The sequence below is a fragment of the Pseudalkalibacillus hwajinpoensis genome (assembly GCF_015234585.1).
GTDB classification, from domain to species: Bacteria; Bacillota; Bacilli; order Bacillales; family Guptibacillaceae; genus Guptibacillus; species Guptibacillus hwajinpoensis_B.
In genome coordinates this window covers 314682-338157 of record NZ_JADFCM010000001.1, presented here as the reverse complement: position 1 = coordinate 338157, position 23476 = coordinate 314682, and the positions used below count along the sequence as shown (strand labels likewise).

Below are 23476 nucleotides of genomic sequence, written 5' to 3'. Positions count from 1 at the left end.
ATCGGCTATAATTCAACAAAGTTTAAGAGATATCCTGTTATTTATTACAAAAAATAAGAGATACAGGTCAAATTCCCTGTATCTCTTACTATTGGAAAGTATTTTTTGTCGCATTATTCCTGATATAAGCGCTGTTCAACTTTTCCATTGATTGCTGACTGACCGCCTAACAAGTTGAAGTCGTTCATACCTTTCATCGCTTCTACCGTTTCTTTTGGAAGCTCATCAGACTTTACTAGCAAAAGGGGTGCGCCATCTTTCGCCGCTAGCACAGAGCCTGCAAGGGCGTCGGCAAAGCCGAATCCTGTCGCCAAATAAGCTGATTTAGCTTCTGGATAAAAGGTGGTTTTCACTTTAGCTGCCGTTTCAAACCGATTGGCACCTGAGATACGCTCTGGTGACGAAAGACCTTGATACACTTTTTTTGTAATCACACTTTCACCACCAATGACAATCGTATCATCAATGTTTTTCATTGCGAGTTTTGTTGCCGCAGGGATTGTCTCTTTATCCACTAACAAAATGGGATAGCCATTTTGCGCAGCATATGGTGCAATCGCAAGAGCATCTGGAAAATTAAGACCGTAGGCGATCACGGCTTTCTCGGGATCTCCTCCCATGCGCTTCGCAATTTTTGCGGAAGTATCATAGCGATTATCACCACTAATCCGCTCAACCTCTAGTCCGAGTGACTTAATTTTCTTTTCCGTTGCAGGTGAAATCGCGTTAACTCCACCCAAGATAATCGCTTTTTTCGCCTCGAGTCGGTTGATTTCATCTACCGTTTCTTTTGGAAGTTCGTTCGTTTTCGCAAGGAGAATAGGCGCTTTTAGTTGATAAGCAAGTGGCGCACCAGAGAGAGCGTCTGGGAAATCTAAACCTCTCGCAATCAAAACCGTCTCCGCCTTATCATACGTTTTCGCACTCACATTCGCTGCCGTATCAAAACGAGTCGCACCTTCAATTCGTTTTACTGTGTTTGCTGACGTTTTTACGGTCAATTCTGGGCCATTCGTTGTAACATAGCCTTTCTTATCCACCGCTTCTACTCGAAAATCATAGGATTTATTCTTGGTAAGCCCCTGAACGGTAAGTTTTCTTGTCGTGGCTTCCACTTCTTTTAACACGCGATCATTTTTATAGACGATGTAAGATTCAACGCCAGAAGCATCTGTCGCCTCTGACCAATTTAATGTAAGTCTGTCATTTTTGATAGAGCTAGCCGTAAGCTCTGCGTTTTTAGCCCATACAGGTGGAAGCTGATCGTCTCCCTGTGGCACTTTCACTGAAACCGTCATCGTATCGCTATTCGGATCAACGACCGTAACTGCAACGCCTGAACTAGCCCCTGAATACACTTTACTATTTGGTGATGTAGAGCTATTAAAGCGACTGTAGCCATTCCCGCTATAATAATGATCGTAGTATAATCGCGTATTTGGATCTTGATCTAATTCCGGGTAACCCAATTTACTTTCATTTGCTTCTTCCACATCCACCGCTTTATGTGCTTCATTTCTATTGTTTTGACGATTTTTCAGCTGCTGCTCATCAATATGCCAGATGGCAATTCCAGGCGACGTCACCTGATCAGCTAAGCCGATATCAAAGCCAGTAAACTGACGATTTTCAATTAAAAAGTACTCCGATTCATCGGTTGTTTTTAATTTCAATATGGAATAGTCGTCAGTAGTGAAATTCCCTACTTCATATGAGCCATTATTTTGCACTTCTATAGGTCGCTCTAAGCCAAGCACCATTTTGGACCATGGATCGAGATGAGTTGGATAAGCTCCTTCGTACTCATTGTTATGGGTTGTCCAAGAACCGCTCCCCATTAAACTGTGGATGCCAACTCCATCTGAAGTGCCGTCCGTATCATAAAGATCCGGTAGCCCCAGATCGTGGCCCATTTCATGTGCAATAATTCCAACGGTTGCCATATGTCCGCCATGTTTCTCCCCAAACATCGTGTAGCCGCCGTTCCCTTGATAAGAGCCTACTTTTACTCCATCAAGACGAGGAGCTTCGCTTTCATAAAGGCTCGACATGTGACCCCAAACCACTTTCCCCGTATCTCCATAGCTTGCTTCACCACCGGCCACAATGGTGACAATATGTAATTCCTCTGAGGATATAGAACCGTCTTTATTTTGATCAAATTGAGCATAGTTTACTTTATCATTCGATGCCTTTAGCGCATCTTTTATGATTTGTGAGTATGTACTATCTGGATTTGTTGCCGTCTCAGGACGAGGGTGAGCATACGGTAATGTGACCCTTACGATCCCATCATTTGTTCCGCTTGATTCGGCAGCCCCTTTAAATCCAAGCTTTCCTTTTGAAACTTCATCATAATAGTGATTAAGCGTACTCCCACTAGTGCCAAAGAATCGGTTACGCCAGTCTGCATCTGAATAAGTGATTTTTGCATCGCTATATTCAACTAATAAAACAAGCGTGTTCTCCTTTGCTCCTGCACTCAATAAATCAAATGAATCATCCGTATTTGGAATCTCCTTTTGCTTTGTATTCATTCCTTCAGTCGGTTGGAGCTTCTTCACATCTTCAAGCTCTGCCGCGTCAGAAGGCTTTTTATTAATAGCAAATCTAGCTTGTGTAACTTCTAGACTATCACCAACAATACGAGTGTAATACCAGTATTGGTCTTCCCCTATTTTAATCACAGATTCATCGTTCGCCGTCCACCAATGAAAATTTTCACTGCCGCTGAGTGACGCCTTAAATGTCTCTCCTGATGGCTGAACGAGCTCCTGCGTTTCTTGTAACGCAGGCATGGCATTTGCCTTGCCTGCTCCCAAAATGATGAACAGACTACATAAAAGTAAACCGATTCCATAGATGCTTTTCTTCATCCTGCTCCCCCTATAGTTGACCAAAGTGTTTCAGTAGATTTTATACTCTACAAGTCTACCATTAGCGAGTAAAAAATTGCCATAATTCTGCAATTTTCGGTAACAAAAGGGACCAGCTCGTAAGCTGATCCCTCAGAAATAATTATTCGACTATTCAATTCCAATAAGCTCCCTTTCAATGGAAGGACTAACTGCTTTCGGACCTCCTAGAATCGTAAAATGATAGATGCCTAACTTTTCTTTTGCTTCAATGACCGCATCCTGCATGTTATATGGATCTACTAACAAAAAACTACTGTCCCTTTTGGCAGCAAGAACACTTCCTGTTAGCGCATCTGCAAATTCAAGACCCGTTGAGACAAAAGCCTTATGCGATGGATTTAATTCCATTCCAATAATTGAAGCTGTTTCATAACGATTCTTACCCCCGTATCGCTTTGCTTTTGGTAACTTTTCGAAAAGGCTTTCCGAAATAACAGCCGTACCGCCCACGGCAATGCTCTCAGGATATTGTTTGAGAATTTGGGCCGTGTCTTCTGGGAGCTCATTCTGTTTTGCTAGCAAGATAGGATACGTATTTTCCGCTGCGTAAGAAGCAATTGCAAGAGCATCTGGAAATTTCATACCGTTCGCAATAACAGCTTTATTTGATGGAGGAAGACTCACCGCTATCATTGCAGCTGTTTCATAGCGATCCGCTCCTGCTATTCGTTCGACTGGAATCTTCATCTTGCCTAATTCATCTTCAACATCTTTGGAAAGAGCCTTCTCTCCTCCAAGAAGTATGGCGAAATCTGGGTCGAGTCGTTCAATCTCATCCTTTACAATTTGATCAAGACCGTCAGAGTGTGTTAATAAAATGGGTGAATTTAAATCATAGGCAAGCGGGGCACCAGCTAACGCATCAGGAAAATCATCACCTCTTGCTATCACAACTCCTTGCGCGCTTTGCTTCCACCCTTCTTGCGAAATTTTCACCGCTGTCTCATACCGATTAGCTCCAGCGATTCTATCAACATTTGTTGGCAAATTCAATTTCACTTGCTTCCAAAATTCATCGGCGATCGCCATGTAACCTGCTGCCGATGGATGAACGTTTTTAGGATTTGGCAAATAGGTTGCATAATCCGTTGAAATGGCATCATAGGTGGGAACGTAGTGGCTGAATGAATCGGACGCGATCTGCTTAATGATCCCATTCACCGTCTTTGTCAGTTCAACGAGCGAACGCTGTTCTGCCTCAGGGAATGCGTAAAAACCATTGTAGTATCCCATTAAATAAACATCCGCGGACGCATTCACACTCCTTATAATTCCCATAATAGCAGCGTAATTTTCCGATAGCTCAGTGATAATCTTTTTGACTTCTTCTGGGTTCTTCAATCGTTCCGGTTCCGAACCGAGTACTTGAAGAAAATCGTTCGCACCGATCGTAATCGTTATCATATTTTTGGAGGCGATCTTAACTTGTATATCACGATCCATCAAAGCGTTCAACAAATCTTTAGAAGTCGCTCCAGGCACCGCAAAAGGTTTCTCAAAGCTTCCTAATAAACCTACGCGCTCTAGATCCTGAGCTATGTAGTCGGCGTAACTCAAACCAAGAGTATTGTTTGACATGACGCCAGCCGCGAGTGAATCACCAAGGGCAGCATAATAGACATTATTTTTTTCTTCATCGAGACTTGCAGTGGCGAACGCTTGAGACGGCATAAGCATGGTGATCACGAGAATCAATAGCAACAGCGGACTGATTTTTCGCTTTCCCGACCTCTTCAATCAGAACCCTCCCCAAAAATAATTCGTTATAACGAATCGTTACGTATACAATTAGCTTTCCTTTCTTCAATACCTGCCTATTCATAAAATAAATATCAAAAAGCGCGGGACACGTTCCCCGCGCTTTCGTAATAAATGAATTACTTTTTGAGCTGATCTAAAATGTCGTTACTTACAGCATTCTCTCCACCAAGAACGTTAAAGTCATAAGCTTCCATGTCCTCGATTGCTTCTGTTGTTTCTTTCGGAAGCATATTCGGCTTCACTAATAGCATTGCAGCATTTTGTTTCGCTGCCAGAACAGATCCTGAAAGGGCATCAGCAAAGTTCATGCCAGTGGAAACGTAAACACGTGCTGAAGGGTTAAGATTTGTAGCAATATCAGCCGCTGTACCGAAACGATTGTCCCCTGCATAGCGATCTTCAGCATGTAGCTTCGCATCGAGCTTACCGTTAACAGCTGTTTCGCCACCAACGATGATCGATCCATCAATGCCTTTAAGCGCATTGCTAGTTGCTGATGGAATTTCATCCGCTTCTGTTAAAAGAATTGGATAACCTTTCTGTGCAGCGTATGGCGCAATTGCAAGAGCATCCGGGAAGTTCATGCCGTTTGCTACAATCGCTTTATTTGGAGATCCGCCAAGACGCGCTGCAATGTTTGCAGCTGTATCGAATCGGTTGTCCCCTGCAATACGCTCAACTTCAATTCCCATACCTTCAAGCTGGAATTTCACGTAATTGCTTACCGCACTTGTGCCACCAAGGATAATGACATCTTTCGCACCAAGACGTGCAATTTCTTCTTTCGCCATTTTATTCAGTGATCCGCTTTCTGTTAAAAGAATTGGCGCATCGTATTTATAAGCAAGTGGTGCTCCTGCTAGTGCATCCGGGAAGGAATCGCCACGTGCGAGAACAACCGTATCTGCAGTCTCCCAGCCTTCTTGCGAAATTTTCACAGACGTTTCATAGCGCGTTTCACCCTGGATACGCTCAGCATCTGCTTCAGCGATACGTGCTTCGTCTTTCGCTTTAACCGTTCCAATTTCATCGAGATACTCTGTAAATACTTCAAAGTCTACGAAGAAAAGTTCGTTCATACGACCGTCAGCGGCAGCTTCACCCATTGCATCGTATCCGTCGCCACCTTGAGCGATATATGCGTTAGTTGCAACAGTGTAAGTCCCTTCTGGGTCAATATCTTCATAGCCGTTTTCTGTTTTCACATTTACATCTAGAATTCGTTCACCAGAAGGAAGATCTTTATCAAAGGAATACCGAAGCCCGGCTACTTGAGCAAAGCGACCTTCCTGAGTTTCGACCCCGCTTACCCCATGCTCCAATGAATCAATGATTTCTGCACCAGTCATATCAAGCGTGACGAGGTTGTTACCGAATGGCATCGTTGTGAGAACTTCTCCTAACGTAATTGGACCTTCATCGATTGATTCACGGATTCCTCCGCCGTTCGTGATTGCGATTGTTGCATCAGTAAACTGCTGAGCTTTGTAAAGCATGCCGTCTGTAATTAAGTTTCCTAGATTCGTTTCACCTGTTCTTACAGATGCACGTTTTCCATTAAGATAAACGTCAGATTGACCGACTACTTCTTTCTCAATTTCCTCGAGTGGTTTTTTCAGTTCATCATAGAGAGCTTTTGCTTCTGCGTTAGGCTCGAACTTACTTTTACTACCCAAATCAAGAAGTTCATTATCCCAATCAGTTAGCACGCCTTCTTCGTTAAACGTCACTTCAAGATCACCTAAGAAATTGCTATATTCATTTGCTTGTACAACTAGAGTTGGATCTTCAAATGTATCAACTACAACCGCTTCTTCAATTGTTGTGTGGCTATGACCACCAACAACAACGTCGATGCCTTCTACTGATTTAGCTAGTTCAACTTCAACCGCTTTTCCGAGGTGAGTAAGGGCTACGATTTTGTTTACGCCTTTATCCTCGAACATTTTAATCATCTTTTCAGCTTGCTCCTGATGATTTTGGAAGGAAATCGTTTCGCCGGGGCTTGATAACTCATCTGTTGATTCAATCGTTAGACCGAACACACCCACTTCTTCACCGTTTACATCAAGGATAACGGCTGGATAGATGGTACCATCATCACCAGTCATCGCCATTTCATTTTTATATAGAGGGCTAAGATAAGGATCTTTGCTGTAATCAATATTTGAGCTTACGATCGGGAATTTCGTTTGCTTGACGAACTCAGAGAACGTCTTTGGACCTTCATCAAATTCGTGGTTACCCGGTACCATCGCATCGTATTTCATCATGTTCATAAATTGTACGTCTGCGAGACCTTTATATTTATTGAAGAAAAGTGTACCAGAGAAAACATCACCAGCATCTAATAAAATTGTATTGGCGCGAGCTGCACGAATTTCTTCTACAGCTGTTACTCTTTTTGGAGCATTATCTAGATGCGCATGTGTATCATTTGTATGCATAATTGTAAGATCAAAATCGCCCGCTGCCGCCTCTACAGGTGTGGACGGTGAAGCTGCTGCAATTCCCATTGCTAATGCCGCTGTTGATAGAACGCCGAAAAGAGGTTTTTTCATATTCATGTACGTAATCCCTTCCCTTTCGAAAACTCAAATTTTGTCGGAATGTCTCCGCGATTTTCATTATATACTAGACTACTAGGTGAATGGTCCTTTTTGTCACAATAGTTAACATATTCAAAACATTACTTTATAACTAGTTTCATAGAAAAGGAGAAGGCGGAGAATGCCCGCCTTTTTCCCACTTTAGTTGTTCTTTAGTTCATTCATTACGTCGTCGCTAATAGCATTCGTGCCACCAAGGATGTGGAAGTTGTGCATGTCATTTTCGTTAATGGCTTCAGCAATTTTCTCTGGAACCTTATCTTTCTTAACGAGCAGGATCGCTGCATCTTCTTTCGCAGCAAGAACTGAACCAGCAAGCGCATCAGCAAACTTCATTCCTGTTGCTACTATAGCTGTGTCTGCATCTGGTGTTAGAGCGGTTGCGATCGTTGCTGATGTTGCATAGCGGTCATCTCCGCTAATTCGAACGGCATTGGAAAGACTGTCTACAACTTTTTCACTGATTGCACTTTTTCCACCAACGACAATTTGCTCGTCTGTTGTGTTTAATATTTTCTTCGACACAGCAGGAAGCTTGTCGTTATCCGTTAGTACGATTGGATAGCCATTTTTGGCTGCATAAGACGCAACAGATAGGGCATCTGGGAAGTTAAAGGCATTCGCCAGAATCGATTTTTCAGGCGTCCCATCAAGCTTCGCTGCAATGTTCACAGCTGTTTCGTAACGCGTTTCTCCTCCGATACGATCTACTCTTAGACCAAGACCTTTTAGTTCATATTCCGTGTATGAAGAAATCGCTGATGTACCGCCAAGGATGATCGCTTTTTTCGCGCCTAAACGTTCGATTTCTTTCTTCACAGCTGGATTTAGCTTATTCTGTTCAGTTAAAAGAATCGGTGCATCATATTTGTACGCAAGCGGTGCTCCTGCAAGTGCATCCGGGAACTCATCGCCTCTTGCAATCACTACTGTGTCAGCACTTTCCCATCCTTTTTTCGAAATTTCTACTGCTGTTTCGTAACGTGTTTCTCCTGAAGTACGATCTACATTGTTTTCCATTTGAATCTTAACGAGCATTGGATCATGGTCACTTGCGCGGCCATCTGCTTCACTAAAATCAGAGTTAATGTTAATGCTATCAATCATCGTACGGTTTGCTAGATTGTTCGATACGAGAATATGATCGAGCACCTGCGCATTTCCTTGATAGTTGTAGGAGTAGCGTTGCTCTGTTGGAAGCTTTTTGACCATATTCGTTAGTACGTCGCCTTCAAGCGTTTGAATGGGCTTTGAGAATTCAAAGTCATTCAAGTCACCTAGGACAACAACCTTGCCATTATCCATGTTCGTCACGACGTCATTTACGAAATTGTTTAAGATGGACGCCTGTTTCACACGCTGTACTTCACTTCCTAATACAACAGGATGCTCAGCGCCAAATAGTGCGCCATCTCCGCCTTTTGAATTAAAATGGTTCGCTACAACCACCACTTTTTCACCATTAAATTCAAACTCAGCTGCAAGTGATTTACGGGAATCTTCAAATGCTTCATTTGTTGGATCAATGCGTCCAGGATTAAGCGTTAGTCCGTTTTCATCGACGCCAACTGAAGTTGTTGCATCACCAGATTTCTTCTCAGAGAAATTAACGCGATCAGGATTATAGATGAACCCAACGCGAATATTTCCACCAGGCTGTCCGCCATCTGTTTTATCCTCAGGTGCGATTTCAGTAAACTTGTATGTTGGGCCGCCTGCTTCTTCAATCGCTTGAATAATCGCTTCATAAGATTCGTTTGCACTTGTCGTGCCGTCATCTGTAGGACCATTGTTATCTTGTACTTCGACTAAACCAACGATATCTGGTGTTTTCATGTTCTTTACAATCGATTCAGCAATTTTGCCTGTTTTCTCTTCCCCAACACCAGGATAGTAGTTTTCAATGTTATAAGAAGCAACAGTTAGATCGCCTTCTGATGACTCCATTTTCGTTACTTCACGTTCTGTTTTACCATCAATCACGGATGGGAATGTGCCCGTTGGACGGATTTTGAAATTACTGTAATCGTAGCTCACAATTCCAGTGACGGAGCCATCGAGACGATCACCAGTTTTAACATCAATATCAATACCATCAACGTCAATTAAGAGACGTTCAGGGTTTGGATCTTCTGCTGAAAGCAGCAGTCCGTTTGCACGAGTAAGAAGTTGATCTTCACTTGTGTTCACGTATACAGGAAGCTCATCGTATTTCACCGGCCCTGTTACGTTTGCATCCGGAATCTCAATAAGCATTCCTTCAAGACTTTCATAAAAGTCCAATCCATCTGTTTCAGGATCAAAAGATTTCATTTCGTCATCTTCTACGATTTCAGTTGGAGGCGTGCGGTCTGTTCCGATTACGATCGCTTCTGGCAATGTGTTATCGGAAGAAGCAACTGTAATGGAAGAGGCAGTAATTTGAGTAGTTAGAAGGTCTTTCGCGTCACTATAACCACCTTCTTTATACTCTTTCACCTGACCGTCTACTTCTACTTTGTCGCCAACATTTACGCCAGCGCCGCCGCTTTTATAAACATAGATTCCTTCTGAAGTGGCGTTGCTATCGTCGGGATTTTCTTCTTGCATGTAGAAGGCGTTATTGCCGTCTTTTGCCGTAACGATCCCAGCGATTTTCGTAACAGCCATTCCTTCATAAGGAGAAGTGTGGTCTGAACCTTGAATATCGTGAATGCTAATGCCATCAGCAGACTTTAAAACAGTGTAATCAAAAGTGGCGACTTCACTTAATTTATTGTCTTTGGCTGCTACGGCTTTAATCGTTGTATCTTCAGTTAGTTCAATTGGCGCTGTGTATTCTGTGCTTTCAGCTGTCGGTTCGCTACTATCTGTTGTGTAATGAACCGTCGCACCTTCTTCTGCTGTCGCAAGCTTCACCATCGTACCTTCAATAACAGATCCTGATGCAGGATTTGCCGTTACTGAGAAAGCTGTTTCGATAACGTCAGCTGCGCTTCGAGGTACGAGTTTGTATTCGTTAAAGTTGTAGTCAATAACACCTTTAAGAATTTCATAGGTTTTACCTACTTCAAGTAGAGACTTATTTGTTGGTTTAATGACAAATTCACCTGAAGCGTCTTCAGCAGTGAAATTACCATTGCCATCGACTGACTTAACAGTGACATCATTAAATTGTGTGAATGCAGCTTCATGCTGTTCACCGTTATCTTTGGAAAGATCAGTGGATATGAGTGACTGAGGGGACGGGATACCTTTGTCTTCCGTTGTGATGGCTACATTAGAGGCACTAGTTTGTACTTGCTGCATGCCATAATAATCTGACATGCCGCCTTCTACGGTTACTTCATCACCTGGTTGAGCCGTAATGCCTGCAGCACGCACAATAATGGCAGCAGTGTCATCCTGGATAAACAGGTTCGTTTGGCCACCCGTTTCAAAGGATGCTGTGGCAATGCCTTTTATTTTCACTTGTGTACCGTTTGCTACTTTTCTAGCATCAGTGATTGTTGAGAGTTCGATAGGTTCTGGATCTGGGTCTGGAGCTGTGCCGTCAGATTGGTGGGCACCGAGGTAGTCAGTCGTGTCTTTTGCATATTGAGTCCATTCTTTCGTAATGTCTACTGCATCAGTAGTATCTGTATCACCAGATATAACTGAACCTTTACGAACAAGCGTCATATCTTTCGCAAAATCGCCAGCTGAACCAATTTGGCCAATAGAATCAATAACAGTGTCTGTTTTTTTGAGGACAACAACATCATTTCCGTTAAAATTAACGACGGATTGATTTGTTACATCAGCCTGATCTAAAATTGACTGATTGGATTTTTCGTGGGCAAGTACAAAGACTTCTCCAGCGGCAAGCTTACCTTCTAATGGTAAAGAATATTGTGGAGTGGTCTCCCCATTGGAGTAAAGTTCAAGAGTGTAGTTTGCTAAATCAATTTCATTTTCTGTTCCATTGTAAAGTTCAAGCGCTTTGTTGAAGCTCCCGCCTTCAATGTATTCTGAAATGATTAAGTCCTGAAATGTGTCTTCAGCTGCTGAAGCATACTGAGAAACAGGAAGCGCGAAAAAGCTAAGAACCATTGAGAATATTAGCGCAAAGCTAATAAAACGACTGGTTGACCTTCGTTTCAAATTTCATCCCCCCGGATATGTAGTCGAATTTTGGTGATGATACCACCAATTGTCAGTATACAATAACTTTTGACCCAGATGTGTAAAAATAGCGTAAATTGTCTAAATTTAGATGGCGCTTTCATTTTGTGGTAGGGGGTCAGGCGCGAGCCTGACCCCCTACACATACAAAACCGCTGTTTTCGCTGCTTTTGTCCGCGCTCACGGGACACTAATTGTTCCTAGAAAACTCTTTCTTCAATCTTTCGCATTGTAAAGAAACGGTGAAATTAATATATAACGATAGATTTCATTTTTCTTTGCTCTTTCATTTTCTGCTCAAAAACTAGTCTAAAGAACTAGTTTTTGATCACAAAGAAAAACCACCCTATCGATGGCTCGATTGGATGGTTAAGAGGCAGGTTTATCTTCTTCTTTCTTACATCTCTTCCCTGATGGGTTGGATCCATCATGCTCTAGTCGGGGAGATGATCTTGAAGATCCTTGAGGGATCATTACACGTTAGTCTAGCGAGGAGTATACTAGTTTGGTGACTCAAGAGTATATGGGTTTTCTAATTCGTTTTCAATTGAATGAAAATCAATATAAGGACGTATACCTTGCTTCATTAGACAGTTTGTCCCCTGCCTAAATCGAGCATCATTGCTATTGAAAACAGAGACGTTTCTTGCTTGCTTCCGCGCAAAGTGAGCTGTCGTCATAGCACCACTTTTCACTTTAGCTTCCATAATCACGACATGACTTGACCACGCACTGATTAACGCATTTCGCTGAATAAATTGCTTTGGTGTAGGTACTGTGCCAGGTGGATACTGCGATATGACAGCGCCTTCAATTGATATTGCTTCGAAGAGCGAGCGGTGCTCTTTCGGGTAACAAGTATCAACTCCATTTGCAACAAAAGCAATCGGTTGCCCACAATTTGCGAGGCAGGCAGTGTGAGCAGCATGATCGATTCCTTTAGCGAGACCACTAATAACAGGGATGTTCAGGCTTGAGAGTTTGGTGGATAACTCTTTCGCAGCACGTCGCGCCTGATTAGAACAAGAACGGGAACCAACTATTGCGACAGAAGGTAAGCTTGGCTTGATATGACCTTTGTAATATAAGAGAACGGGCGATTCAGGAACATTTTTTGCATATACAGGGTAAAGCGGGTCATCTCGGGGTAATAGCCAGATCTCCTTTTGCTGAACAAGTTCGAGAACGCGCTTTGGTTTCTCAAGTGAACGGGTAGCCATTATTGCTTCGCGTGCAAGGCGAGAGATTCCACGGACATTCTGGAGTTCAGAGAGAGAGGCATCATAGACTCGTTCAGGAGTTCCGAAAGCGGTCAACAGCTTTTTTTGTGTCACCGGACCCACATGCGGAATCGAACTTAGCCAGATCCAGCGCTCCATTCGTTCACTTCTCTTTCGTGATTAATTTTTATGGCGGGATCTTTTCCCATCGTTACTCTGGAAGTTTGGAGAGCACATACACTTTGCTACCTTTTCGCTCTGGCCATTGTTTAACAAGGTCTGGTGGTGTTGAGGGTTCACTATTCTCGACATAACGCTGGTAAGCTTCCCGGGAAGGTTCCTGAAAAAGTGAGAGTATGTAATCTGGGGAAGCGTGTGGATTCTTGCGATCAGAAATGTACGCACGATAACTGCTCCACATATAGTCCGCTGGCTTTACTACCATACGAGCTTTAACTGGATTAAGGTGGATGTATTTACTCACGTCAATTTCATAATCAATCGAATCGAGAAGTTCAGCGAAATAGCGACCTTGAAAGACATGTCCTGTGTACTCATATTTGTCGTTGAAATATCTTGCATAGTTGGAGTTGATTACTTTCATGATTTCACCAGGGGGATGATCGAAGGTTTCGATGGAGAGATGCACATGGTTAGTCATGAGACAGTATGCGTGTAGGCGAAACGGAAAAACGAGACGAGCTTGTTCTAAAAGTAATAAGTACTTCAGACGATCAATACGCTCTTCAAAAAGTGGTCCTTTTCGATTCCCTCGACAGATAATATGGTACTTAGCACCAGGGAACCAATTGCGTTTCTTACGAGCCATTCGAATTGCTCCTTTAGTAAGGAAAATGGGGAATTTCTACCATATCGGGGTTAATAATTGTAGTATACCACCTTTCAAGAATTTGGGAATAGTTAATTTGTAAATTATTCAGAAATATTTTTTAATTCACTTGAAGGAAAATGAGGGGGGAAGTAATAGGCGTGAATGAGGAGGACAGGTACGTACTTAACCCCCTCATTCACCTACTACCGTTCAACCCTTACCCACTATAGGTTCAATGCAATTGAAGAGACATTTGGATTAAAAGAAGTGTCCACCTGAGGCGGACACTTTCAAAGCTTTTGTCTTTTGATGGGGTCAGGCGCGAGCCTGACCCCAGTAAGCATTGCCTACTTCACTCCCTCCACCACATCATCACTAACCGCATTGGCTCCACCTAAAATAGTGTACGTATCTGCTTTTAGTTCTTCCATGGCTTCAGATGTTTCAGAAGGCAATTCATCTGGCTTTACAAGAAGCATCGCCGCCTCTTGTTTAGCAGCTAGAACGGAACCTGTTAACGCATCAGCAAAGTCCATGCCTGTTGCGATGAACACGTGCTGAGATGGGTTAAGTTCAGTTGCTATTGACGCCGCTGTACCAAAACGATTTTCACCTGCATAGCGCTTCGCATCCGGTAGCTTGCTGAACGCTTTCTCACTAACCACTGCTTCACCACCAGCGACGATCGCCTGGTCGACACTGCGAAGGGCTACTTCCGTTGCTTTTGGAACAGTGTCTTGTTTCGTAAATAAAATCGGATAGCCATTTTCTGCTGCGTAAGATGCGGCAGAAAGAGCATCAGGGAAGTTCATCCCACTTGCTACGACAGCTTTATCAGGATTGCCACCAAGACTCGCCTGGATATTAGCAGCTGTTTCGAAACGATCATCTCCGTAAATTCGTTTCACTTTCAAATCGAGTCCTTCTAACTGATAAGCGATAAATTTCGGTACGGCTGATGTCCCGCCAAGAATAATCGCTTTCTTCGCACCAAGGCGCTTAATTTCGCTTATGACCGATTTCTCAAGCCCCTTTTCACGCGTTAAAAGAATAGGTGCATCTAATTTATACGCGAGTGGTGCCCCTGCTAGCGCATCTGCAAAGTTATCTCCTCGTGCAATAACAACAGTATCCGCTTCGTCCCATCCTTCTTTTGAGATCTCAACAGCTGTATCATAGCGATTATCTCCAAATATCCTCACTGGTTCCTTCGATTCCGCTTCACCAGCATCAGATGTTACTTTCCACGTATATTTCTTCGTATTCTTTCCAATCGCTCCACCATCGTTATTGAAAATCTTAGATTTATTTTCTTCAGATGGTTCAATTGTAATTGGTATTTCATTTTCACCATTTACTAGCTTTACTTCATGTGTGAACGTCATATCTTCATTCACTTTTACTTTCTCACCATTAATTGTTAGGTTTCCTTCTTTGATCGCATTTCCTTTAAAAGTTACCGTATCGCCTTCCACGACGGCACCATTTTCAGGAGAGTTTACGACAACGGGCATATCGATCCAACGGAAAATTTCATCTTGTACAACCATTTTATTACTGCCCTGGTTAGTTACCGTCACTTTAAGATCTGTACCTTCTGCTCCGTAACCATAGAAGCTGACGTCATCATCAGACTTATCATTACGCGTATGGTCGGCAAGTCCTTCCTGATCCCATGACTCCCCTTTTGCATATTTGTACGTTAAGACCGTTCCTTCTGGAAAAGATTTTTGTAGTTCCCAATCCGGTGATACCGCTCCATTACGAGACATTTCCCATGCACTTGTACTCCACCCATTTTGATCACCAGGCATCGTTACTTTTGCGCTAAGCGGTGTATCGTCAGGCGCATGCACTTTAAATGTTACGTCTACCATCACAATATCCGGAGTTACCGTTACTTTATTAGAAGCGGTTTGATTTCCAGCTTTGTCATACGCTACGATGCGATAGGTGTACGCTTTGCCGTTCTCAACAGCGAAGTCGGTGTACGTCACCGCTTCTGCATTATCTAGAAGTTCAACCGTTTGACCATCCCGCTCAACCGCTAATAAGTAAGGGGTGTCTGCTCCTTCAAGTGCCCAGTTTAATGTTACCTGTCCAGATTCCTTTAACGGCTCTTCAAGCTTCACAGCATCTGCAGGGGCCTTCGTATCCTCCTGATTTTGAGAGAACGTGACTTCTTCAGTATTCGTTGTTTTCCACGTAGCACCACGGTCAGTTGAAAAAGCTAGTCGGTAGGCGTACGTCCCTTTCTCAATTGGGCGGAATTCCGCTTTAAATCCATTAGCCTCTTCTTCCTGTCCCGTGTAAGTCGCTTTAGACTCTTGCCACTCACCGTCACGCTTCACTTGAAGTTTTCCAATTAATCCTTCTGCAAGACTTGATTCCGTTGCACCATCTATTTTCACACTTGCTTCGATTGCGAAAGTGTTTGATAAATCCAACACTTGATCATCAATGACTGAAACTGAAGAAATTTCGTATTTTCCTTCTTTCCACTCGATGTGCGGAATCGTTGGTTCCTTCGTTTCCACTTTTACCGATTCATTGCCATCCTCATCGATCGCCGTTACGGCAAAAAAGTAAGAGTGGCCATTAGTTAATCCATCAACGGTAAGTTCCTTATCTTCCGTTACACTCACTTCTTCATACATCGCCCCTTGTAGCGTTGAGCGATACACTTTGTATTTCGCTGCATCTCCTGTCCAAGAAAGGGTTGCTCTTCCTTCTCCAGCAGAAACTTTCAAATCGCTAGCCGCTTTTGGTCGCTCAAAATTCTGACCTTCATCAGCTATTAGCATGCGGCCAGTCATCGCAGGAATCGTTACCGAAACCTTACCATCCTTCACCGTTACGCTGTCATCTTTCGCGAGTCCATCTGTAAATGAAATGTTGTTTTTCACAACTTCCTTCACATTTAGCTCGATCGTTTGCGCCTTGGTACCGCGGTTCACTGCAATGATTGCTGCACCGTCATCATTCGTACGAGCAAAAGCATAGACATCCCCGTCTGCATGCAGGGTTGTGAGCTTCCCGTATGCAAGAAGATCTGCATTTTCAGTACGAACAGCTCCTGCAGCTTGATAGTGCTTTACTAACTCTGCATTTTCATCTCCCCACGGATACGTGCGACGATCATCAGGGTCTTTAGAACCCGTTACACCTGCTTCATCACCGGAATAAATCGTTGGGGCACCTGGGTAACCCATTTGCAGAACCGCAGCTAGCTTTAAGCGCTGCACGCCAATCTCGTGATCGTAATTCGGATCAAACTCAGCTCGTTCATACGTGTCAGTTCCGCCACCAAGTACATAGATTGCACGCGGCGTATCATGAGACCCCATTAAATTCATGAGCGCATGAAACGCCTCATCAGGGTAATCCTCCTGTACTGCCATCAACTTCTCATCTGTACTTGCTGCATTCCCATTTTTCAAGAAATCAAGAATAGCACCTTCGAAACGATAGTTCATCACGGAATCATATTGATCCCCAAGGAAGTATTTTGATGCGTCATCCCAGATCTCACCTAGAATCAGCGGCTCTTCCCCATCCTTCAGCGTTGCTCCGGCACCGGCCATTTCTTCAGATTTCAATTCATCACGGAACTCACGCCAGAATTCCATATCGACTTCATTTGCGACATCAAGGCGCCATCCGGAAGCCCCATTTGTTAACCATGATTTCGATACAGAATCTTTGTCATACATAATGTAATCAGAGAATTTCTCATTGTTTAACTCACTATCATAATCAACTGCGTCTCCTTCAACGCTTTTGATTTCAGGAAGAGAATCATATCCCCACCACGCCTGATAGTCGTAGCGTTCCTTCCCATTCTCATCCTTCACTTTTTCATTTTTGATATTAAACCAGTTATGAAAGCCATATTCGTCATTAAACGTTTGGCCTTCTTTTTCAAGCTGTTTTCGTGCTTCTACTTTCGCATCTTTTTCACTCATGCCCTCGTTATTCATTAGGTCATAAATACGAGACCAATATTCATAAGCCCCAACGACATCGTACTTACCATAGCGATCAAAGTAGATGGAGTCATCCCCAACATGATTAAATACGCCATCCATAATCAGGTGCATGTCACGTTTTTCAAGTTCATCGGTAAATGCTTTAAATTCCTCAGGTGTTCCAAACATTGGATCAATCGTTTTCCAATCCGCTGCATCATATTTATGATTTGATGCTGCCTTCGCAATTGGATTTAAATAAAGGGTATTTACACCAAGGGATTGAATATAATCAAGCTTCTTTTGAATGCCTTCGATATCCCCACCAAAGAAATCGTTACTCCATATCTTATCTCCATCATAATCTGCACTGTCCGAAAGCCTTGGATTATCGGGAAGCTCTCCCCACTCCTGGTGCTCAATTGGTTCATGACCACGTGCGGTTTCCTTTGCATCATCGTTTTCTTCATTTCCATTATTAAATCGATCAGGGAAAATTTGATACACCACAGCTTCTTTCATCCAGTCTGGCGTTTCGTATCCTGGATCGAAGACCGTTAATTGATAAAGTTCAGCATTCGTATCAACTGCTTTTCCAGCCGCTCCTTGCTTCGTATCTTCTCCATACTCCGCTTTTGCTGAACCATCACGCACGATAAATTTATAGCCGTAAAGTCCTTTTTCTTCAGGCGTTACTTTCGCTTCCCAAAAATCTTTCCCATCATTTGTAGCTGCCTTCTCCATTGAGATTAGCTTGCTTGTACCCGTATTTTGATTCTTGATGTAGAGGTCGGCTTTCGCTACATCATCTTTCTTTGCTGCTAGACGTAGCGTCACCGTCTTTCCTTCTTTCACAGCACCAAACGGAGCACGATAAGCTTCTTCCCATGAGTTATGTAGAAGACTGCCCTTATTTACTGCACCATCTGACCCTTCAGCACTATAATCTGTGCTTACTTCTTTTGAATCGGCATTGAAAAAGAACGTGACGTCTGCCTTTTCAATGACGTTCAACTTTGCATTCTCTGCTGGATAATCGTCTCCCCATTTATCGCCAAGCACCACTTTATACTCATAATTCCCTTTTGGTACGCTTGTCGTAAAGGAATAGACATTATCAAATTGATCATCAGTCAGAAGCGCTGTTGACTGATCAGGGCTCCACTCTGCTCCTGCATCAATGGCAGGCTGGATCGAGCCAACAAGTCTAGGTGATTTTTCTTTTAGCGGTGTGTAAGTAGTTGAATCTGCAATCGCATGTGTTCCATCATGATAATAAAACGTTACTTTTGTTTTCTCATCCACTGTTAATTTAAGATTGTTTCCACCATCACCATAGCTCTCTCCCCAAGATTGATTGATCGCTATTTTATATTCATAACTCCCAGCTGGAAGTTCACCAGAGAATTCATAAAACCCTCCTCCCATGGCTTCCATCTTTGTTTCCTCAGCTGTTGGATCCCATTCCTTTGAAGCACCTAGCTCGTCCTGCAAATCGCCGACAAGGGTGACAATTCGTTCGTCTTTCACCTCGCCAATCGTAAAGGTACTATTATCGCTACCATTTGGATTTAAAGGATCTTTCATCCATTCATCTCCCACGATAAATTTGTACTGATGAAGTCCATCGGATAGATCATCTATCGTTAACTCCCAGACGTCATCTACCTTCTCGAGTGGAAGTGCCCCTTCCTGCCAATTTGTAAAATCACCTGCAACAAGGATCGATTCTTCGCTCCCATCTCCTTCATAAATAAACGTAGCTGATGATCCGTCTATGACAGGACTAACTGCTGCCGCTTTCACTGCTCCAGGAATAGCTCCAGCAAGCATTTGAATCAAAAGAACGACGACGAGTGACAGTGAAAATCTCCTTCGATTACCCCTTTTCATCCTTTTCCCCCTTGAAAATACAATTAGTGAAACCGTTTGCACAAAACCGTAAATTTTAGGAAACCGTTTGCAGTTACAAATAAAAAATAAGCTAACTGTTCCAAATTAAAGCAAACGCTTTCATGATCTATTTTGCCATAGGATTTGGAAGTAATCAACTTATTTTTAGAAAATTTCATTATTTTTCGTACAGCTCGATCGGTAGACCATCCGGATCACTGAAAAAGGTGAACCGCTTCATTGTGAGCTCATCCACTCTTAGATCTTCAATAGAAGATACTCCTCTTTCTGTTAGATGATTAACGGTCTTATCAAGGTCTAATACTTCAAAAGCGATATGTCTTAGTCCCTTTGCTTCAGGATAGTTTGGTCTCTCTGGCGCATTCGGGAATGTAAATAATTCAATTCTCGTATGATCTCCGACGGCAAGATCAAGTTTGTATGAATTTCGTTCTTCTCTGTAAGTTTCCTCGATAACCTTAAGACCGAGTGTATCTACATAGAACTCCTTTGATTTTTCGTAATCTCCGCAAATAATTGCAACATGGTGCACTTTAGTAAACATCTGCTTCACCTCAACCTAAACGATAAGCTGACAATTGAGCGTCGTCAATAAGAAACCCGAGCAGCTAGTCATTATAACAGCGATTCCGCCCCATCTACATACATCTCTGTCCCTGTTACATGACTGGATGCATCAGAAGCTAGAAAGTAAACGACGTCTGCCACCTGTTGTGGCGAACCTGGTTTTTGCTCAAGCGGATGACTTCCTTCAGGATATTCTACTGGAATTTCAATTTCTTCTACACTATCTTTTTTGTCTGTGTTTTGATCAATGTTCGTCTCGATTGCCCCAGGGCAAATAGCGTTTACGCGGATGTGATACTGTGCTAGTTCAAGAGCAGCCATTTTCATAAAGGCTACCTGTCCTGCTTTTGAAGTACTATAAGCAGACATACCAAAGTTCGAAAAAGTCCGATTGCCATTTATGGAACTAGTAATAATGATACTCCCTCCTTCTTCTTTCATATAAGGGATTGTATGTTTCACCATTAGAAAAGTACTTCTTAAATTTGTTTCAATCGTCTGATCCCACTCATCAACCTTCATTTCTTCAATCGGATTCAGTGTGCCATTAATTCCTGCATTGTTAAACAGAATATCAATGCGTCCCCATTTTTTAACAACTTGCTTCAAACCATATGTAACTCGTTCTTCATCGGCCACATCCACATCAAGGACAAACGCCTCTCCGCCGTTTTTTACGATCGACTCCTTCACTTGTTCAGCTCGACTTTCCTTCAAATCAAATAAGCAAACTCGAACGCCTTCTTTTGCAAAGCGTTTAGCTGCGGCTTCTCCAATGCCAGATCCACCACCTGTTATAACGGCTACCTTCTTCATATTTAACACTCTCCTTTTTTTCTGACTATTCCCGCAATCCAACTTTTTAAGACCAATATTTATCAAAAAGCTAAGTTTGTTTGATCGAACAAAAAGTGTTCCGTTTATCCACTATCGATTAACGGAACACTTTTCTGCTTCTTTCATTCTATCTCCCTAACCATCCTCCATCTACTGCCAATAGATGTCCATGTACATAATCAGACGCCGCGGAAGTTAAATACAAAATTGTCCCTTTAAAGTCTTCTGGATCGCCCCATCTCTCTGCTGGAATGCGATCTAGTATTTGGGAGTTTCGGGTAGCATCCTCTAATATTGCCGTATTCATATCCGTCGCAATATAACCTGGGACTATCGCATTCACATTCACGTTATGTTTTGCCCACTCGTTTGAGAGCGCCTTCGTTAACTGAGCCACCCCACCTTTAGCGGCCGCATAAGCTGGTACGGTAACCCCCCCTTGAAATGAAAGTAAAGAAGCCAGGTTCACAATTTTTCCATATCCTTCAGGCACCATGTATCGACCAGCTTCCTGGCACAGAAGCCATACGGCTTTTAGATTAATATCAATCACATCGTCCCAGTCTGATTCTAAAAAGTCTACAGAAGGTGACCTTCTTTGAATTCCAGCATTATTGATCAAAATATCGATTCTACCGAAATGATTGATGACATTTGGAATTGCTTCCTTCACCTGATCTTGATCTTCCAAATCGCAGGGAATAATGACACACTTTCTTCCTAGAGTTTCCATTTCATTCTTTATGTCTAATTGCTCCGGGTTTCTTTGAAGGAGAGCAATGTCTGCTCCCGCTTCTGCTAATGCTACTACCATTGATTTGCCTATTCCTCTTGTAGCTCCTGTAATAGCAGCTACCTTACCTTTAAGATTAAACAACTGTAAGCTCATTTCCATTCTCCTTTTTAGTATACTATTCGATTTCTATTAACCACTACTCTATTAAATTAGGTATAAAGGTAACAATTGTCGGGAAAAAGACAATAAGTAATAGCGCGACGCATAAAACTCCTACAAATGGAACTGCACTCTTCATAGCGTGGTCCAGTTTTACACCTGAAGATGAACATGCGACGAATAAACATACTCCTACTGGTGGAGTTAGCGTGCCAATCGCAATATTAATAACAATCATCACACCAAAAACAACAGGATCCATACCAGCGCTCATAGCGATCGGTAACATAATAGGGACAAACATAATCAATAAAGCAAGTCCCTCAATAAACATCCCACCGACTATGAAAATGACATTGATAACTAAAATAATAAAAATAGGGTTATCTGATATACTCAAAATAAGATTGCTTAAAATCTGCGGGAAATTATGACTTATAAGAATCCAACTGAACAAAGATGAAGCTGCAATGATAAGCAACACATTTCCAGAACTGATAATCGCTTCAACAAAAATCCCAGTCATATCTTTTAATTTTATGCTTTTATAGACGGCCAAACCTAGAATGAGCGTATACACTACGGCGATAACGCTAGACTCTGTAGGGGTGAAAATCCCGGTTAATATTCCTCCAACAATGATAATTGGTGCCATTAGAGGTAAGATTGCTTTTCTAAAACTCTTTATAAAATAAGAAATAGAAAATCTTTTCTTCTCAGAAGATCCATAGTTTTTTATCGAACAAATAAATCCGGACACTACCATAAGCAAGATACCAATTAGTAACCCTGGGATGATCCCGCCTAGAAAAAGTTTTCCAACTGAAATACTGGCTATTCCACCTAAGACAACCATTGGTATACTCGGGGGAATGATAATCCCGATTGAACCAGATGCCGCTTGTAGAGCAGCAGCAAACCTTGCAGGAAAGCCCATTTTCACCATACTTGGCGTCATAACACTGCTTAAAGCAGCCGTGTCAGCAGGCGCAGAGCCAGATATTCCACCCATCAGCATACCCGAGGAAACACTTACATAACTCATCCCACCTCTCGTCCATCCAATGATCGAGTCAGCAAAGTTTACAAGCTTTTGCGTTAATCCACTTTTATCCATAATGACACCTGTCAGCATAAAGAAAGGAATGGCTAATAACGTAAAACTATCCATTGAAATAAACATCTTTTGTGGAACGACCAATAACGGAATTGAACCTTCATACAAGATTGTAAAAATGGATGCTACACCTAAAGAAATACCTACTGGAACACCGAAAATAAGGAGTAGAAAAAACGAAATAAATAAAAGCGCTATCATAAATTCTCCTTCCCTCTAACGTTTATGAGAATAATAAAGATAATCGCAAAAATGCCTGATAGAGGAATAATTGAATAAATATAACCGATTCCAATAGGCAATACCGAAGCAGTTCCTGAAAAGTTTTCAATCACAAACAAAGTCCCTTGCCAGGTTAGTATACAGAAGAACGCCCCCGTAATGATGTGAATAATGAGGTTCACTCCCTTAAAATACTTCTCAATCTTTTCAACAACAAATGTTATCGCGATATGTCTTTGTTTATAGATCCCCATCGTTATGCCCAAGAACATTAACCACACAAATATAAATCTTTCGAGCTCTTCCGCCCACACCATTCCGCTTGAAAAAACATATCGGAGAACGACCTGCATAAACACTAAAATCACAAGGACTAACATTAAAATTAAAATAACTTTCCCCATAATGCTTTCTATTCGATTACCTACTGCGGTACTTTTATTCAAGCTTCTCCCCCCTGACTGTAATAATGA

Annotated in this window: 12 protein-coding genes; all 12 read right to left on the bottom strand. The window is 42.4% G+C overall.

The genetic code is table 11. From position 1 onward, the window contains the following. Positions 1 to 113 precede the first annotated feature (113 nt). Complete coding sequence (locus IQ283_RS01670) at positions 114 to 2876, bottom strand: cell wall-binding repeat-containing protein (RefSeq protein WP_194218430.1); 2763 nt, start codon at positions 2874 to 2876, stop codon at positions 114 to 116. Positions 2877 to 3026: 150 nt separating this feature from the next. Next, positions 3027 to 4655 (bottom strand): cell wall-binding repeat-containing protein, encoded by a 1629-nt coding sequence (locus tag IQ283_RS01665; RefSeq protein WP_194218429.1) that lies wholly within the window; start codon positions 4653 to 4655, stop codon positions 3027 to 3029. Between the two features lie 140 nt (positions 4656 to 4795). Then, positions 4796 to 7246: a cell wall-binding repeat-containing protein gene (locus IQ283_RS01660; protein WP_194218428.1), complete on the bottom strand. Its 2451-nt coding sequence runs from the start codon at positions 7244 to 7246 to the stop codon at positions 4796 to 4798. 183 nt (positions 7247 to 7429) lie between these two features. Beyond that, positions 7430 to 11410: a cell wall-binding repeat-containing protein gene (locus IQ283_RS01655; RefSeq protein WP_242057212.1), complete on the bottom strand. Its 3981-nt coding sequence runs from the start codon at positions 11408 to 11410 to the stop codon at positions 7430 to 7432. Between the two features lie 521 nt (positions 11411 to 11931). Next, positions 11932 to 12810, bottom strand: a complete 879-nt coding sequence (locus tag IQ283_RS01650; RefSeq protein ID WP_194218427.1) for a DNA-processing protein DprA — start codon at positions 12808 to 12810, stop codon at positions 11932 to 11934. Between the two features lie 52 nt (positions 12811 to 12862). Continuing rightward, complete coding sequence (locus tag IQ283_RS01645; protein ID WP_242057211.1) at positions 12863 to 13480, bottom strand: transposase; 618 nt, start codon at positions 13478 to 13480, stop codon at positions 12863 to 12865. Between the two features lie 350 nt (positions 13481 to 13830). Continuing rightward, entirely contained in the window at positions 13831 to 19344 is a 5514-nt protein-coding gene (locus IQ283_RS01640) for an alpha amylase N-terminal ig-like domain-containing protein (RefSeq protein WP_194218426.1), read from the bottom strand. A gap of 178 nt (positions 19345 to 19522) precedes the next feature. Then, entirely contained in the window at positions 19523 to 19909 is a 387-nt protein-coding gene (gene gloA2 / locus IQ283_RS01635; RefSeq protein ID WP_194218425.1) for an SMU1112c/YaeR family gloxylase I-like metalloprotein, read from the bottom strand. Between the two features lie 71 nt (positions 19910 to 19980). Beyond that, positions 19981 to 20748, bottom strand: coding sequence for an SDR family oxidoreductase (locus IQ283_RS01630; protein ID WP_194218424.1), 768 nt, complete (start codon positions 20746 to 20748; stop codon positions 19981 to 19983). Positions 20749 to 20896: 148 nt separating this feature from the next. Then, positions 20897 to 21658 (bottom strand): SDR family oxidoreductase, encoded by a 762-nt coding sequence (locus IQ283_RS01625; protein ID WP_194218423.1) that lies wholly within the window; start codon positions 21656 to 21658, stop codon positions 20897 to 20899. 43 nt (positions 21659 to 21701) lie between these two features. Beyond that, positions 21702 to 22982, bottom strand: a complete 1281-nt coding sequence (locus tag IQ283_RS01620; protein WP_194218422.1) for a TRAP transporter large permease — start codon at positions 22980 to 22982, stop codon at positions 21702 to 21704. Then, positions 22979 to 23449: a TRAP transporter small permease gene (locus tag IQ283_RS01615; RefSeq protein WP_194218421.1), complete on the bottom strand. Its 471-nt coding sequence runs from the start codon at positions 23447 to 23449 to the stop codon at positions 22979 to 22981. The genes IQ283_RS01620 and IQ283_RS01615 overlap by 4 nt, the downstream gene beginning before the upstream one ends. Positions 23450 to 23476 lie beyond the last annotated feature (27 nt).